Here is a 12,441-nt window from a genome sequence, read left to right on the forward strand (position 1 = left end):
CCTAGCCGCGCCGCCAAGCCGTCCCGCCCGCGCCATCCTCCAGCACGATGCCGGCCTCGGCAAGCTGATCGCGGACACGATCAGCCTCGGCGAAATCCTTTTCCTTACGTGCCTCGATGCGGCGTGCGACCAGCGCCTCGATGTCGGCATCGCTGAGGCTTTCACCCGCGTCGGACGACCACCGGAACCAGGCATCCGGATCGCTGCCGAAGAGCCCCATCAGCTCACCCGATGCTTTCAGCTTGGCCTGCGCCTTCGCCTTCTTGCGCCGGGTCGGCGCCTTGTTTGCTTCTGTCGCGAGCACATGCAGACGGGCAATCGCAAGCGGCGTGTTGAGGTCATCCGCCAGTGCATCGACCAGATGCCGATCAGGCTTCGAGTCGGGAAGCTCGTCCACCTCCACATTGCGCAGCACCAGATAGAACCGGTCGAGCGCGGCTTTCGCTTCTTTCAGGCCTTCCTTGGAGAAATCCATCGGCGCCCGATAGTGGGTGGACAGCAGGTGATAGCGGATCACCTCACCCTGCCAGTCCTTCAGCAGGTCGTTGACGGTGTAGAAATTGCCAACGGACTTGGCCATCTTCTCGCCCTCGACCGTGACGAAGCCGTTATGCACCCAATAGCGGGCCATCCTTTCGGTATCGTGCGCGCAGCAGCTCTGGGCGATCTCGTTCTCATGGTGTGGGAAGATCAGATCCAATCCGCCGGCATGAATATCGAACTCCTCGCCAAGATAGCGCGCGCTCATCGCCGAGCATTCGATATGCCAGCCCGGCCGGCCGTATCCCCAGGGGCTTTCCCAGCCCGGAGTTTCATCGTCCGACGGCTTCCAGAGGATGAAATCGGCCGGGTCCTTCTTGTACGGCGCCACCTCGACGCGGGCACCGGCAATCAGCTCGTCCCTATTTCGCCGGGAGAGCCCGCCATATTTTTCCATGGACGGTACGCTGAAGAGAACGTGACCGTCCGCGGCATAGGCATGGCCCTTGTCGATCAAGGTTCCGATCATTTCTATCATGCCGGCAATATTCTCTGTCGCACGCGGCTCAACCGACGGCGGAAGAGCCTCGAGCGCCGCCATGTCCGCCCGGTAGACCTCAGCCGTCCCCTCCGTCAGCTCGCGAATACTGATGCCGGACTCCTTGGCCCGTGCGTTGATCTTGTCGTCGATGTCCGTGATGTTGCGGACATAGAGCACATGCTCTTCGCCATAGACGAGACGCAGCAGCCGGAACAGCATATCGAAAGCGACGACAGGCCGCGCATTGCCGATATGAGCATAATCATAAACGGTCGGGCCGCAGGCATAGAGCCGCACGTTCGCCGGATCGATCGGCTCGAAGGTTTCTTTCTGACGCGTCAGCGTATTGTGCAATTTAATGGTCATGGCGGACATCGCGCGGGCTTCCGTTTCGCGTGGAATGGGGACTATTTAGGGGAACCGGTCAGAGCCGGTCCGGGCGCCTAGGCGCGACAGAGATCGCCGGCAAGAAAAGCCGGTACATTGATCACGTCATGCAGCTTGCGCGAAAACATCGAGAGTTCCTCAGGCACGAGAGCCTTGCAGCCGCGCGAGCACTTTCTCGCGCGCGATCAAAGGTAACAGTTCACCCATGTCCGGTCCACGGCTTTGCCCGGTTACCGCCTCGCGCAGAGGCATGAAGAGCTGCTTGCCCTTCCGCCCGGTCGCCGTCTTGACCGCATCCGCCCATGCCTTCCAGGTTCCCTGGTCCCACGGGCCTTCCGGCAGGATAGCCGCAGCGGCAGCGGCATATTCCACATCTTCGATCAACGGATCGATCTCGCCCGAGCAGACATCCCACCAGAGTTTCGCGTCCGGCAGAAGTTCGAGATTGCCCCGGACCGCCAGCCAGAACGGCTCGCCACCGGCAATACCCATCCCCGCCAGCCGATCGGCAACAACAGTGAACGCCGTGTCGTGCAGGATCTTTGCATTCAGGCCATGCAGCTCCGCCGGATCAAAACGCGGCGTCGCTCGGGAAAACTTGGAAATATCGAAATCGGCGACGAGCTGATCAAGTGTCTGCCGGGGTTCGACCGGGTCCGACGTGCCCATCTTGGCAAGCAGCGTGTTGATCGACATGGCTTCGAGACCATCATCCCGGAGCTGTTGCAAACCGAGCGAGCCGAGCCGCTTGGAAAGCCCCTGCCCGTCCGCGTCCGTCAGCAAAGACAGATGCCCCATCTGCGGCGGCACGGCATCAAGCGCCTTGAAGAGCTGGATCTGGGCAGCGGAGTTGGTCAGATGATCCTCACCGCGCAGGATATGCGTGATACCGAGCTCAATATCGTCAACCACGGAGGCCAGCGTGTAGATCGGCCGGCCATCGGCGCGCAGCAGCACCGGGTCACTGAGGCTGGCCATATGATAGTGGGACTCGCCCCGCACCAGATCGCTCCAGCGCTCTTCCTCATGGATCAGCTTGAAGCGCCAGTGCGGCTGAATGCCCGCCGCTTCCTTCTCCACCTTCTCCTCGTCGGTCAGGTTAAGCGCCGAGCGGTCATAGACTGGCGGCCGTCCGGCGGAGAGTTGCGCCTTGCGCTTCAAGCCGAGCTCGTCCTGAGTCTCGTAGCAGGGATAGAGCCGCCCGGAGGCTTTCAAACGTTCAACGGCCGCGTCATAGCGGTCCAGCCTGTCCGACTGGCGCGCAAACAGGTCCCAGGTCAGACCGAGCCAGGTCAGGTCCTCTTCGATACCGCGCTCATACTCCTCGGTCGAGCGCTCGTCGTCCGTATCGTCCATGCGCAGCAGGAAGGTACCGCCGGCCTTGCGGGCAAACAGCCAGTTGACCAGCGCGGTCCTGGTATTACCGACATGCAGGCGGCCCGTCGGGCTCGGCGCGAAACGGACGATCACATTACTCGAAGAGGTCATTCTGCGGCCTTGGCTGCGGGCGACGCCACATAGGCGCCGAGGAAAGCATTGGTCAGCGGATAACGGCGGTCACGACCGAAAGCTTTCAGAGTAACCTTGACGCCCGGAGGTGCCTGGCGGCGCTTGTATTCCGCGCGGTCCAGAAGCCTCCAGACCTTGAGCACTGTCTCCGCATCATAACCCTTGGTCACGATATCTGCGATCGGTGTCTCGTTCTCGATCAGCTCTTCCAGGATCGCATCCAGCACCGGATAGGGCGGCAGGGAATCCTCGTCCTTCTGATCCGGCCGAAGTTCGGCGGACGGCGGCTTGGTAATGATCCGCTCCGGCATGACCGCACCGTCAGGGCCGAGAGCGCCTGCTGGCTTGTTCTCGTTACGCCAGCGGCAGAGCGCGAAGACGGACATCTTGTAGACGTCCTTCAGCACATTGTAGCCGCCGCACATATCGCCGTAGAGCGTCGCGTAACCGACGGACATCTCGGACTTGTTGCCGGTCGATAGCACCATGTAGCCAAACTTGTTGGACAGGGCCATCAGGGCCATGCCACGCGAGCGGGACTGGATGTTCTCTTCGGTGATATCGCTGTTGGTGCCTTTGAAGAACGGCGCCAGCATTTCATCGAACGCGCTCATGGCCGGGCCGATATTGATCTCGTCCAGACGCACGCCAAGCAACCGGGACGCTTCAGCCGCATCTTCCAGGCTCTCCCGGCTGGTATAAGGCGACGGCATCATCACGCAATGCACACGGTCGGGGCCGAGCGCGTCAACGGCGACGGCGGCACTCAGGGCGGAGTCGATACCGCCCGACATGCCGATCAGCACACCCTTGAAGCAATTCTTGTTCACATAGTCGCGGACACCGCAGACCAGCGCTTGATACAGCGCTGCATCGCCGGTCTCGATCTCAACGGTTTCGGCCGGCGCACAGACCCAGCCTTCCGCCCCATTACTCCAATGCGTGATAACAACCTTTTCCTGCCATGCCGGCAGCTGTGCCGCGAGGGTTCGGTCGGCATTGAGCACGAAGGACGCACCATCGAACACCAACTCGTCCTGGCCGCCGAGTTGGTTCAGATAGACCAGCGGCAAACCACTTTCGACCACGCGGGCGATACCGAGCTGCTGGCGCTGATCCGTTTTACCCGTCTCGAATGGCGAGCCATTCGGGACCAGCAGGATTTCCCCGCCGGTCTCGGCAATGCATTCGACCACATCCGGAGTCCAGATATCCTCGCAGATCGGAATGCCGATGCGTACGCCCTTGAAGGCGATCGGGCCCGGCATGTCTCCGGCAGCGAACACCCGCTTCTCATCGAACACACCATAGTTCGGCAGATCGGCCTTGTAGCGCTCGCCCGTGACCTTGCCGTCCTCGATCAGAACCACCGCGTTGTAGACCCGGCCGTCATCGCCGCGCCACGGTGTGCCCAGCAGCACTGCTGGTCCGCCGTCGGCGGTTTCCCCAGCGAACGCATCGACAGCGATACGAATGCTGTCGACGAACATCGGCTTAAGGATCAAATCTTCCGGCGGGTAGCCGCAGATATACAGCTCGCTCGTCAGCAGCAGGTCCGCGCCATGCTCCGCCGCCTCGGCCCGCGCCTTGCGCAACCGTTCGAGATTGCCCTGAAAGTCCCCGACAGTCGGGTTCAACTGGGCCAACGCAATCGTGAGTGTCTCGGTCATGGCGCTTCTCTTAGCGCGGCGCGGGCAGGCTCACAAAGCGAAAACGGACGCCCAAGCGCTCAAGCCTCCCGGCATTGCCGGGCTTTGATGTCTTTCAACACCGGCATGAAATCGTAGGTCGGGTAGAATTCGGTATCGAACGCACCCCAGGCGCTTTTCTCTATCGCCAGGTTAACTTCTCGCAGCCGATGGCCCGGCACCCGCAGGATAGCGACCTGCCCGATCCCCATCATCACATACCAGTTGACCACTTCGATGCCTTCCGGCGGAAACAGTTTCCAGAATTCGGCATTCTCAAGTTTCTCATTGATTTCGCTGAGATTTTTATCTTTCTGATGCTTCAGAAACACCGTCAGCAGAATCTCGCCTTCACCCGCGCTCATAATGTCCTCCCTCGACATTCCATTGATGCGTGTCGGGAACTGAAGCATTCGCCTCGCCGATTGGCAACAGGAGGTCCGGAACGGCTACAGTGCATCGAAGAGAAAACAAACGGGGGAAGACACGATGCCGGCCGGATACATCATTGCCCAGATCGACGTCTCTGACGCTGCTGCATTCGAAGAATATCGCGCCCTGGTCCCAAGCACGATCAAGCAATATGGCGGCGAGTACATCATCCGCGGCGGCAAGCAGGAAGACCTTGAAGGCTCTCCCAATCCTCGCACCGTGGTGGTTCGCTTCGACAGCTTCGAGCAAGCCCGGAAGTGGTATTATTCCGCCGAATATGAAAAGCCGAAAGCTCTTCGCCAGGCCGCATCCTCAGGCAATGCCGTCCTGGTAGAAGGCGTGTGACACCTCTCACCGTACCGCGATACGATTCACCGGTACGGTGAACGTCAATTGATGCTTTTTTGTGCGCTGCAGCATGAAATCGCCTAAAATTATTGCAGCCTAGGACAGGGCATCCTGTCCTGGCATCCTGCCTTCTCCGCCCCTTCTCGCGGGCATTCGGCCAAATCAAGATCTATTTCCCTTCCCGGCGCGGACTTGGCACATCCGTTGCGAAGAATTCCCCGCCCTCCTTCAGCGACTTCAGATCGCGACATCATGCTTAGACACATAACAAAACGGCTATTCGTTTCCATTCCCGTTCTCTTCGGTGTGCTCTTTATCGGCTTCATGCTGATGCAGGTAGTGCCGACGGACCCGGCCACCGTTCTCGCGGGCCCCACGGCCAGCGCCGCGGACATCGAGGCCATCCGGGAGTCGATGGGGTTGAACGAGCCAGTCATCGTCCAGTTCGGCATCTACCTCAGCCGCGTCTTGCAAGGCGATCTCGGCCGTTCGATGATTTCCAACAGCGCGGTTGTCGACGAGCTTGCCAATACCGTTGGCCCGACAATCGAGCTGATGGCCGCCAGCCTGATCTGGGCCATCCCCCTCGGCATTCTGTTCGGCACCCTCGCGGCCGTGCGGCGTGGCAAGATATCGGACCGCATCATCATGGCGGCCTCCGTTGCCGGGGTCTCCATGCCGATCTTCTGGTTCGGTCTGGTACTGATCCAGTATGTCGGCTTCAAATGGCAATTGCTGCCGTTTCAGGGACGCGCCGGGCCACTCTGGACGATTGAGGGCATCCGGCACATCATTCTGCCGGCCATCACTCTCGGCGGCGTTTTTATCGGCCCTGTCGCCCGCATGACCCGCACCTCGCTCCTTGAGGTCCTGAACAGCGATTTCGTCCGTACGGCCCGTGCCAAAGGCGTCTCGGAGCGCGTGATCGTGATGAAGCACGCCCTGCGCAACTCGCTGATCCCTGTCGTCACGCTTATCGGGTTGCAAATCGGGTTCCTGCTCGGCGGTGCTGTGGTGACCGAAACCATGTTCGCATGGCCGGGTGTCGGCCGCCTCGCCGTCGGCGCCATCGTTTCCGCCGATTACGCCTTGAGCCAGGGCGCCATTCTCGTCCTGGCGATATCGTTTATCGCGGTGAACATTATCGTGGACCTGCTTTACGCCGTGCTCGATCCACGCCTGAGGACGTCATGAACCCCACCCCCGCCACCATGTCCGCTACCTCTCCCGAAGACGGGCTTCCAGGCGCGATGATGTCTCCTCGCCGGAGCACGCTGCAAAAGCTGAAGCGTGACAAAGGTGCGGTCATATCCGCCACTCTGCTCGCCATCGTCATACTTGCTGCCTTGCTGGCACCTGTCCTCGCTCCGCATGATCCATACGACAACAATCTGCGGAACATGCTGAAGCCGCCGATCTGGGCGCCCGGTGCGGTTGCGGATCACTTGCTCGGCACGGACGGTCTGGGACGGGATGTTCTCAGTCGCCTCCTCTACGGCACACGGACAACGCTGGTCATGGGCATCTCGGCCATTCTGGCCGGTGGTACCATTGGCGCCTTCCTCGGATTGCTCGCTGCCTACTACAAATGGCTCGAGGGTCCGATCATGCGGATCGTCGACATCCTGCTGTCCTTCCCCTCCATCCTGTTCGGCCTTGCCATTGCAGCGGTTCTTGGCTCGGGCATCTTTTCAATCGCGATAGCCCTGACCGTTTCGGCCGTGCCGAATATTGCGCGGATCACCCGCGGGGCCGCAGTCGTCCAGATGCAGATGGAATATATCACCGCAAGTCGCGCCATCGGCATGAGCGACACCCGAATCATCTGGTTCCATCTTCTGCCGAACTGCGCCTCGACAATCTTCGTCTACCTGACCCTGCAGCTTGGCCAGATCATCCTGTTGGGCGCGGCTCTCAGCTTCATCGGTCTCGGCGCACAGCCACCAACCGCCGAGCTCGGCACCATGGCATCTGAGGGCCGGAATTTCCTGTTCTTCGCTCCACACGTTTCGACCATTCCCAGCCTGGCGATCCTGGTCATCGTGCTCTGCTTCAACGTGTTAGGGGACGCGCTCAGGGACGTGCTCGATCCCAGATTGCGTCAGTAGGAACGCGTCCGGGTCCAGCCCCGGGCCGAAACCGGATGCCGCCCGGCACTCCGGAACAAAAAAGGAGGCTTCACTATGGAACTTCGCAAGTTGTTGCTTCGCGCCGGGGCCATAGCCCTGACCGCAAGCCTGCCACTCGTGGCACCGGCAGCCGCCGAAACATCGATCAGCGTCATGCGGACCATCGACACTGACCGGTACGATCCCCACACATCTACATCGCGGGCAACCGCCGAAGTGATGTTCATGATGGGAGACACGCTGGTCGCGCTCGCTCCCGACATGAAGGGAATTCGCCCGCTTCTGGCAGAATCCTGGAAAGTGTCCGAAGACGGCAAGCTCTACACATTCAAGCTGCGCGAAGACATCACGTTCTGCAGCGGCAAGAAACTGACCGCAGCCGACGTCAAGGCGACCATCGACCGCTGGCTCGCGCTGGATAAAGGCGTGGTCAAGAACCGCGCCGGCGACGTGAAGGAAATCCGGGCCGTCGGCGACTATGTTGTCGAGTATGAGCTGGAGCAGCCCTATTCCGAACTGCTGTATCAAATGACACAGCATTTCCACACGATCCTGAATGTCGACCAGGTGAATAAGCTGGGCGACGATTTCGGTGTGAAGGGCTTCGACGGCACCGGCCCCTACTGCTTCGAAAGCTGGGAGCCGCGCAACCAGCTCGTTATGACCAAGCACGATGCCTATAAGTGGGGACCGGATTTCTACAAGAACACAGGCCCGGCAAAGATCGACAAGGTCGTCTGGAAAATCGTTCCTGAAGACAATAACCGGGTTGCCGGCATCCAGACCAACCAGGGCGACGTGACCCAGTACCTGCCCTACTGGTCAGTCGATCAGCTCGAGGCCAACCCGCAGATCTCGGTTACCTCGCCGCCCTACTACTTCTGGACCTACTATGTCGGCTTCAAGATCACGCGCGACATCGTGAATGATATCGAGGTCCGCAAGGCACTTAACCTCGCGGTCGACCAGAAAGCCATGGCAGAAGGACCGTTCTTCGGCAAAGCCGCTCCGGCCTATGCCTATACCCACTCCGGGACGCTCGATTATGCGTCCGATCTGATCGACGAAAGCCTCTTCGGATACGATCCGGAAAAGGCTGCTGCGATCCTCGACGCCGATGGCTGGAAAATGGGCGACGACGGGTTCCGGGTGAAAGACGGCAAAAAACTTGAACTTGTCGCCTACAGCTTCTCCAACATCTGGCGTCAGGTGATGGAAGCTCTGCAGGGAGATCTCCGCAAAATCGGCGTCGATCTCAAGGTCGAGGTGTTCGACGCCACGGTAATCTGGGGCAAGCTGAAGACCCAGGATTTCGATCTCTACACCATGAGCTATCCCTACGTTTCAGCGGGCGATGCGCTGAACCTCTACTTCCCGTCGGCCAACATGCCGACGCCGAACCGGATGAACTGGGACAATGCCCAGACGGATCAGTGGCTGAAGGAAGGTCGTGGTGCCCTGACCGACGCCGACCGTGCCGCAGCCTATGGCAAGGTTCAGAAGCAGGTGCATGACGCCGTTGTCTGGATCCCGATCGTGCACGAGCCGATGTTCGTCGCCGCCGGACCGCGCCTGAAGCCGGTTGAGGCACATGGCATCTACGGTGCCGGTCTGTACAAGGGACTGAGCCTTGAGCTGAAATAAGCTTTCCAACACACAAATAAAGAGAGCGGAGTGGGTCTACCCCGCTCCGCTTTTTTCTTTTGATAGACATCAATCCCCAGAGCTATTGACCTGATTATTCGCCTGATATATCCATCAAATCTTGTCCATTCAATTGATGTTAGAGAGAATTTTTTAAAATGAAACTGAATATTGGTAGCGGTTTTCGCAAAATGGACGGCTACGTTAACGTCGATAATTTCAAAGAATGCGAACCTGACGTTTTAATGAACCTTGAAGAAACGCCATGGCAATTCGATAGCAACTCTATTTCTGAAATTACCGCCATACATGTTCTTGAACATCTTGGCGAACAAAGAGAAACTTTTTTCAATATTTTAAAAGAAATTTATCGAGTACTGAAGCACGATGGAATATTTAGGATTTCCGTTCCATTTTATATGCACCCAACATTCTATACAGATCCAACACATGTCCGCTCATTCACATCTGGAACATTCAAAATGATGAGCAAGAAAGTCAACAAAGACTGGATGGAACGCAACGTCAACGCGACGATGCTGGCATTTATGCTTGATATTGATTTTGAAACGATTGAAATTTCCTACAAGTACGATTCTGCTTGGGCTAAAAAACTGAACGATAATGAAATTTCCAAAGAAGACCTTCTTGAGATTGCCCAGGAAAGATGGGGCGTCATTCAGGAATTGAATGTCGTCTTGAAGGCCTGCAAATAACCCACTCCAGCGTAAGGCAATGTCTTCGGTGTCAAAGTGCTCTGCCGCCAGTCATTGGTTGAGGGTGTTGAAGAAATCACGGGAGGCCTTCTCGTCAGACGCGGCGCTCTCGGCTAAACTCTTGCCATCCGGACGCACCGACACCGGTGCATTCGCTGTTAGCGCCTTCCCGGGCTCTGCAAGGCATGTACGCCCTTCTCGGCGCAGGAACGATGCAGTCACCGCACTCTGCGATTGCTCACCCGACTCTGTCATCGACGCTTCGTCGAGCACTTTTCGCTGTTTGGCTTCATTGCCGAGCTCCTGGAGATTGATGAACAGCTCAAACAGCTCGGATAGCTCTTCCGTATTGGAAATGGAACGCCGCGCATTCCGTGCCATCGCGCTGAAAGAGGCCGGCTTGAGCTGATATTTCATCAACATCCCGCGCGTTCTCTGCTGAAGATCAAGCAGCCGTTCAAGCAGCTTGTCGTCGCTGAGTTCAGACAATGCAGGAATAGCCGAGGAAGAATTCGAGCTCATTCGTAATTTCCAGCAATTACATCGATAGAATTAAACAGATGCGCGATGCACCGTCCGGCAAAAACCAGACCGTGCAGATCAAGATCGGCATGCTCAGCTGAAAAGGCGGAAGCGCCCTACTCCGCCGCATCCATCACCGCGCGCGGTGAGCCGTCCAGCCCCAGCCAATCCAGCGTCGCCCTGCCCCAGCGGTCAATGCTCTCGCTAAACATCTCGAAGCCCTTGATATGGGCTTCCTTCGGCTGTGCGCCCGGAAGTTCCATCCGATGTGCAGCGCCGGCAGTCCAGCGCTGGATCATTTCCAGCGTAATCTCCGGATGGAATTGAATGCCGAGCTTGTTGTCGCCATAGAGGTAGGCCTGATTTGGAAAGCGAGTTCCAGTGGCCAGCAGGCTGGCGCCATCAGGCACTTCGAAGCCTTCCTTGTGCCACTGATAGAAATGCTCGGAATGCTCAAAATAAGGACGGCCCAGATCGGTCGGATGGATCTTCGTGTAGCCGACTTCGACATTCCCCTCATCATGCAGATAAACCTGCGCGCCGAGTGCACGGGCCAAAAGCTGGCCACCGAGGCAAATGCCGAAAAACGGTGTATCGGACGCCAGCACCGTATCCATGAACTTGAGCTCAGCCCCGATGCCGTCCAGATGCTCGTCATTGGCACTCATCGGGCCGCCGAAGACCACCACGCCCGCATGATCGTCGAGCGTCTCCGGAAGCTCATGCCCGATCATCGGACAACGCCGGTCCAGCGTGTATCCACGTTCCTCAAGCAGCACACCGACATGGCCTGCGACGGAGGTCTTCTGGTGTACGACGATCAGAATCTTGGAAGTCACGGCAACCCTATCTGGTTTTGTCCAACAGGAACTCGCGCCCGACCTTGACGCGCTCTTCGCTACCGTAACGCACGATGTCGGCGGTCGCATAGGTCTCGCTCCACTTCTCTGGGAGATAGGAGCCCGTGCCGATAACGTCAATGGGAGCATCCGCCAGCGCCATGACCCGGCATTTCTCCGGGGAGAAGCCGCTGGAGGCGACGATCTTCACCGCCTTGAAGCCGTCCCGGTCAAGCCGCTCGCGCATATGCCAGATCGCGGCCGCAGAAACGCCGGTACCAATCAGGTAACGCAGCTCGTTGTCCGTGCGGTATCCCCGGATCGCCTGTGGTGCCGTCCGGTCGAGCACCTGATAGGACATGCCTATATCCATACCCTCAACATAGCGCCCGCCATGAGTATCGAGCCGGACCGCCACCTTGCCGGCCGCAGCCAGTTCAGGGAAGCGTCGGCAAACCGCCAGTGCGTCGGTGAATTCCTGGCCGAAATAATCCACCAGAACCGTCAGGTTTTCTTCCGGGTGAGTCTCGTGGAACATTTCCGCCGCCCGCACGGTCGAGCCAGCATAGCCGATCAGAGCATGCGGCATGGTACCGTAGCCCCGGTCCTTGGCAAAGAAATGCGCCGTTTCGTCCGAAGCGTTCCCAATGAATCCGACCGCGTTCAGCTTGCGCTGCGCCTTGGCGGAGCCCACGCTGGCCCCATAGGCCATCATTTCCGCCATTTCGGTACCGGCGCAGTGCCGGGCGTCCATGGCAAGAAACGCGGTCTTCGGCATCTCCGCGCACATCACGTAGGAATTGTAGGCAGCGACGCAGCAGGCACCGAGCTTCTGCAGGAACTGGGTTTCCAGATCGATCAGGTGATAGAGCGAGCCGGAGACATACATGATCGGCTCGCCGGCACCGACCCAGGAGCCTTCCTTCTGCTTCAGATCGACCTTGAGCTCGACGCCGCGCGCCTTGGCCATGCGTTCAAGCCATTGCATGGCAAGCCGTGGCGCCGATGTCACCGGGCGCCGCATGAAAACGGCATAGGTGACATCAACATCGCCGAACTTCGCGACCACCTCCTTGGTCCGGAGGAAATACTTGTCGACGAAGCGCGGCAGATCCGATTCCGCCGGATGGCTCACCGTCCGGGGTGTTTCGTCCGGTGTCAGCGACGCAATACCTTCAGAGCCGTCCATGAGCCCCAATCCTACTC

At 58.8% G+C, this 12,441-nt stretch carries 12 protein-coding genes; 5 read left to right on the forward strand and 7 right to left on the reverse strand.

Annotated features, from left to right (window positions below; genetic code table 11):
* Position 1: 1 nt before the first annotated feature.
* The 4 genes from cysS to K328_RS0107165 form a co-directional block, all read right to left on the reverse strand.
* A complete protein-coding gene (gene cysS / locus K328_RS0107145; protein ID WP_028465392.1) occupies positions 2-1,387 on the reverse strand; it encodes a cysteine--tRNA ligase in 1,386 nt (461 codons plus the stop codon).
* 159 nt (positions 1,388-1,546) lie between these two features.
* Positions 1,547-2,896, reverse strand: coding sequence for a glutamate--tRNA ligase (gene gltX / locus K328_RS0107155; protein WP_028465393.1), 1,350 nt, complete (start codon positions 2,894-2,896; stop codon positions 1,547-1,549).
* Positions 2,893-4,587 (reverse strand): NAD+ synthase, encoded by a 1,695-nt coding sequence (locus K328_RS0107160; protein WP_028465394.1) that lies wholly within the window; start codon positions 4,585-4,587, stop codon positions 2,893-2,895. The genes gltX and K328_RS0107160 overlap by 4 nt, the downstream gene beginning before the upstream one ends.
* A 59-nt stretch (positions 4,588-4,646) precedes the next feature.
* Positions 4,647-4,970, reverse strand: coding sequence for a hypothetical protein (locus tag K328_RS0107165; protein ID WP_084608143.1), 324 nt, complete (start codon positions 4,968-4,970; stop codon positions 4,647-4,649).
* A 124-nt stretch (positions 4,971-5,094) separates the two neighbouring features.
* Here K328_RS0107165 and K328_RS0107170 point away from each other — a divergent pair, with 124 nt between their 5' ends.
* The 5 genes from K328_RS0107170 (at position 5,095) to K328_RS26290 (ending at position 9,874) form a co-directional block, all read left to right on the forward strand.
* Positions 5,095-5,382 carry a DUF1330 domain-containing protein gene (locus K328_RS0107170; RefSeq protein ID WP_028465396.1) on the forward strand — a complete coding sequence of 96 codons (288 nt, stop codon included), beginning with the start codon at positions 5,095-5,097 and terminating at the stop codon, positions 5,380-5,382.
* 255 nt (positions 5,383-5,637) lie between these two features.
* Positions 5,638-6,579: an ABC transporter permease gene (locus K328_RS0107175; protein WP_028465397.1), complete on the forward strand. Its 942-nt coding sequence runs from the start codon at positions 5,638-5,640 to the stop codon at positions 6,577-6,579.
* Positions 6,576-7,493, forward strand: a complete 918-nt coding sequence (locus tag K328_RS0107180; RefSeq protein ID WP_084608144.1) for an ABC transporter permease — start codon at positions 6,576-6,578, stop codon at positions 7,491-7,493. The genes K328_RS0107175 and K328_RS0107180 overlap by 4 nt, the downstream gene beginning before the upstream one ends.
* Positions 7,494-7,568: 75 nt before the next feature.
* Complete coding sequence (locus K328_RS0107185; RefSeq protein WP_028465399.1) at positions 7,569-9,158, forward strand: ABC transporter substrate-binding protein; 1,590 nt, start codon at positions 7,569-7,571, stop codon at positions 9,156-9,158.
* A gap of 158 nt (positions 9,159-9,316) precedes the next feature.
* Positions 9,317-9,874: a class I SAM-dependent methyltransferase gene (locus tag K328_RS26290; protein WP_028465400.1), complete on the forward strand. Its 558-nt coding sequence runs from the start codon at positions 9,317-9,319 to the stop codon at positions 9,872-9,874.
* Positions 9,875-9,925: 51 nt separating this feature from the next.
* On the opposite strand, the gene K328_RS0107195 is transcribed toward K328_RS26290, so the two are convergent.
* The 3 genes from K328_RS0107195 to K328_RS0107205 form a co-directional block, all read right to left on the reverse strand.
* Entirely contained in the window at positions 9,926-10,396 is a 471-nt protein-coding gene (locus K328_RS0107195; RefSeq protein ID WP_028465401.1) for a hypothetical protein, read from the reverse strand.
* A gap of 116 nt (positions 10,397-10,512) precedes the next feature.
* The gene (locus K328_RS0107200) at positions 10,513-11,235 is read right to left on the reverse strand and encodes a glutamine amidotransferase-related protein (RefSeq protein WP_028465402.1); all 723 of its coding nucleotides are present in this window, start codon (positions 11,233-11,235) and stop codon (positions 10,513-10,515) included.
* A 7-nt stretch (positions 11,236-11,242) separates the two neighbouring features.
* The gene (locus K328_RS0107205) at positions 11,243-12,424 is read right to left on the reverse strand and encodes a nicotinate phosphoribosyltransferase (protein WP_036553224.1); all 1,182 of its coding nucleotides are present in this window, start codon (positions 12,422-12,424) and stop codon (positions 11,243-11,245) included.
* Between the last annotated feature and the right edge of the window lie 17 nt (positions 12,425-12,441).

The sequence above is a fragment of the Nisaea denitrificans DSM 18348 genome (assembly GCF_000426505.1).
GTDB lineage: Bacteria > Pseudomonadota > Alphaproteobacteria > Thalassobaculales > Thalassobaculaceae > Nisaea > Nisaea denitrificans.

Excerpts from the sequence above, each read along its gene's own strand:
- K328_RS0107180 (WP_084608144.1), top strand. The coding sequence starts at position 6,576 with ATGAACCCCACCCCCGCCACCATGTCCGCTACCTCTCCCGAAGACGGG.
- K328_RS0107160 (WP_028465394.1), bottom strand. The coding sequence starts at position 4,587 with ATGACCGAGACACTCACGATTGCGTTGGCCCAGTTGAACCCGACTGTC.
- K328_RS0107170 (WP_028465396.1), top strand. The coding sequence starts at position 5,095 with ATGCCGGCCGGATACATCATTGCCCAGATCGACGTCTCTGACGCTGCT.
- K328_RS0107205 (WP_036553224.1), bottom strand. The coding sequence starts at position 12,424 with ATGGACGGCTCTGAAGGTATTGCGTCGCTGACACCGGACGAAACACCC.
- gltX (WP_028465393.1), bottom strand. The coding sequence starts at position 2,896 with ATGACCTCTTCGAGTAATGTGATCGTCCGTTTCGCGCCGAGCCCGACG.
- K328_RS0107185 (WP_028465399.1), top strand. The coding sequence starts at position 7,569 with ATGGAACTTCGCAAGTTGTTGCTTCGCGCCGGGGCCATAGCCCTGACC.
- K328_RS26290 (WP_028465400.1), top strand. The coding sequence starts at position 9,317 with ATGAAACTGAATATTGGTAGCGGTTTTCGCAAAATGGACGGCTACGTT.
- cysS (WP_028465392.1), bottom strand. The coding sequence starts at position 1,387 with ATGACCATTAAATTGCACAATACGCTGACGCGTCAGAAAGAAACCTTC.
- K328_RS0107195 (WP_028465401.1), bottom strand. The coding sequence starts at position 10,396 with ATGAGCTCGAATTCTTCCTCGGCTATTCCTGCATTGTCTGAACTCAGC.
- K328_RS0107165 (WP_084608143.1), bottom strand. The coding sequence starts at position 4,970 with ATGAGCGCGGGTGAAGGCGAGATTCTGCTGACGGTGTTTCTGAAGCAT.
- K328_RS0107175 (WP_028465397.1), top strand. The coding sequence starts at position 5,638 with ATGCTTAGACACATAACAAAACGGCTATTCGTTTCCATTCCCGTTCTC.